We start from the raw sequence: 2925 nt of genomic DNA, 5'->3' as shown, positions 1-2925 counted from the left end.
CCGTGGTGGTGCCGCGCTGTCGGTGCGTGAGGTCACCGGGCAGCCGATCCTGTTCGCCTCCACCGGTGAGAAGTTGGAGGACTTCGACGTCTTCCACCCCGACCGGATGGCCAGCCGCATCCTCGGCATGGGCGACGTCCTCACTCTGATCGAGCAGGCCGAACAGGCCTTCGACTCGGATCAGAAGGAGAAGATGACCGCCAAGCTCATGGGCGGCGAGCAGTTCACGCTGGACGACTTCCTCGACCAGCTCATCGCTGTGCGACGGATGGGCCCGATCGCCAACGTGCTGGCCATGATGCCCGGCATGGGGCAGATGAAGGACCAGCTCTCCGAGCTGGACGACAGCCACTTCGACCGGGTCACCGCGATCATCCGGTCGATGACCCCGGGCGAGCGGACCAACCCGAAGATCATCAACGGCTCCCGCCGGGCGCGCATCGCCAACGGTTCCGGGGTCACCGTGATGGACGTCAACCAACTGCTCAACCGCTTCGCCGACGCGCAGAAGATGATGAAGCAGATGGGCGGCATGATGGGCCTGCCCGGCGGTGGCCGGCGCAAGGCGACCAAGTCTCCGAAGAACAAGCGCAAGGGCACCAAGGGCGGCGGTCGGCCGCGTACGGGCGCCGGCGCCGGGATGCCGGGCGGTTTCCCGGGCGGCATGCCGCAGCTCCCGCCGGGGATGGACCCGAACGACCTCGCCGCAGGGCAGGGCCTACCGCCCGGCTTCAAGCTTCCGAAGATCGACTTCAACAAGCTCGGCAAGGGCGGCGACAAGGGCCCGCGCTGACGCGTGTCGGTGACGGCGGGCGACTGATCCGGTGCTTAGGGTGATCTCTCCTCTGGAAGGAGATGTCATGACCGCGGCCCCGATCCTGCCCGAACGGCACGAGTGGACGGTCGACGACCTCGGCGAGGTGCCAAAGGACCTTCCGTACGAACTGATCAACGGAAGGTTGATCGAGTCGTCGCCGACTGCCGTGCACCAAGAGTTCTGTGTCGAGCTGCTACTGGCCGTCGAAGTCAACTGCCCGCCGGAATACCTGGTCAGCATCGACCTGTCGATGCGGGTCGACAAGCGCAACGAGCCACGCCCGGACGTTGTGGTCATCCGCCGCAAGCACGCCGGCCGCTCGCCCGTCCCGGTCGAGGACGCCCTGCTCGCCGTGGAGGTCGTCTCACCGACCTCCACCTTCCGCGACATGTACGACAAGGCGAAGGTCTACGCGCACGCCGGCGTCCGGTCCTACTGGGTGGTGGATCCGCTCCAGGACCGCGTCACGCTCACCGAGTACGCGCTCGGCGCGAACCGCGAGTACGAACAGGTCGCGCACACCGAGGACCTGTTCGTCACCGAGCGGCCGTGGAAGGTCTCCGTGGACCTGCCCGCCCTGACCGCTCGGAAGAACGACCTGCTCGCTCCCGACGAGGAGTGATCGGGTAGGACTGTGCGCATGGCCCTTCATGTGCGCGGCGTGCTGCTCCCCGACGACGAGGTCCGGGATCTCTGGCTGGTCGACGACCGGGTGACCTACACCCCGGTGCCCGACGCGGAGACGGTTGTCGACGGCGGCTTCGTGCTGCCGGGGCTGGTCGACGCGCACTGTCACATCGGCATCGCCCGAGGTGGCGCCCCGATCACCTCACTCGACCAGGCCCGCGAGCTGGCCCGCCTCGATCGGGACGCCGGGGTGCTGGCGATCCGCGACGCCGGCTCGCCGTACCCGTACCCCGAGCTTGACGACGAGCCGGACCTGCCGCGACTGGCCCGCGCCGGCCGGCACGTCGCCCCGCCGAAGCGCTACCTGCGGGACATCGGCGTGGAGGTAGACGCGACCGACGTCGCCGCGACGGTGGCCGCGCAGGCGAAGGCCGGCAACGGTTGGGTCAAGCTGGTCGGCGACTGGATCGACCGTGGTGTGGGTGACCTGGCCCCGGCCTGGGACGCGGACACCCTCACCGCCGCCGTGCGGGCGGCCCACGACGCCGGGGTACGCGCCGCGGTGCACACCTTCTCCGAGTCCGCCGTCGAGATCATGGTGCGGGCCGGGGTGGACTCGGTGGAGCACGGCACCGGGCTGAGCCTCGACCTGATCGACGAGATGGCCCGGCAGGGCACCGCGCTCGTCCCCACGATGATCAATATCGCCACCTTCGGAGGCATCGCCGAGCAGGCGCGGGGCAAGTTCCCCGGGTACGCCGAGCACATGCTTGCGCTGCGTGACGGTTTCCCCGAGGTGGTGCGCGCCGCACACGAGGCGGGCGTGCCGATCTACGTGGGCACCGACGCTGGCGGCGGCATCGACCACGGGCTGGCCGCCGAGGAGATGCTGCTCCTGCACGAGCGGGCGGGGATGGCCCCGATCGACGTGCTCGCCGCCGCCTCCTGGGGCGCCCGGGAGTGGCTCGGCTTCCCCGGCCTGGTGGAGGGCGGCCTCGCCGACCTGACCGTCTACCCCGAGGACCCCCGCCTCGACCTGCGCGTCGTCCGCGCCCCGTCCCGCACGATCCTCCGCGGTCGCGTCGTCCGCTGACCCGCGCATGGCGCGCCCCGTGCGCCCTGCGCGCCCTCCCCAAGATCCGCGCAACTTCGGTGAAGTTGCTGCCTCCGTTCGCGATGAGCCAGTACTTTCCCCGATGTTGCGCGGATCTTGAAGGGGAAGGGTGTGTGCCCGCGCCGAGGGCCGTTTCGGCCCCAAGATCGCGCAACATCCTGGTTGTAGTGGTGTCGGTGCGTCGGTGAGGCCCCTACTTCCTTGTTCGAGCGTGACCATGGCGGCGTTGTGTGCCCCAGGTCGCGTTCCCGGTTTCCGGGGCGGTGTTCGTCGCGTCGTGCACGTACGGCGCCATGCCCTTGGCCTTGATCTTCGGCGCGAGGGCGAAGAAGTCGTCCCAGGTGGTCGGCGCCTGCCAACCTTCGCG

At 69.5% G+C, this 2925-nt stretch carries 2 protein-coding genes and 1 pseudogene; all 3 read left to right on the top strand.

All coding sequences use genetic code 11. The features are described from left to right. Positions 1 to 793, top strand: a pseudogene (locus tag ACWCO3_RS33515) (signal recognition particle protein); the annotation flags it as partial. A gap of 67 nt (positions 794 to 860) precedes the next feature. Continuing rightward, positions 861 to 1439 (top strand): Uma2 family endonuclease, encoded by a 579-nt coding sequence (locus ACWCO3_RS33510; RefSeq protein ID WP_450013955.1) that lies wholly within the window; start codon positions 861 to 863, stop codon positions 1437 to 1439. Positions 1440 to 1457: 18 nt separating this feature from the next. Then, positions 1458 to 2537, top strand: coding sequence for an amidohydrolase family protein (locus ACWCO3_RS33505; protein ID WP_358166949.1), 1080 nt, complete (start codon positions 1458 to 1460; stop codon positions 2535 to 2537). Positions 2538 to 2925: the final 388 nt, after the last annotated feature.

Source organism: Micromonospora sp. NPDC002411 (assembly GCF_053592955.1).
This window is presented reverse-complemented; position numbering and strand designations above follow the sequence as displayed.

What these genes read in the sequence shown, in the direction of transcription:
- ACWCO3_RS33510 (WP_450013955.1), top strand. Translation starts at nt 861, where the DNA reads ATGACCGCGGCCCCGATCCTGCCCGAACGGCACGAGTGGACGGTCGAC.
- ACWCO3_RS33505 (WP_358166949.1), top strand. Translation starts at nt 1,458, where the DNA reads ATGGCCCTTCATGTGCGCGGCGTGCTGCTCCCCGACGACGAGGTCCGG.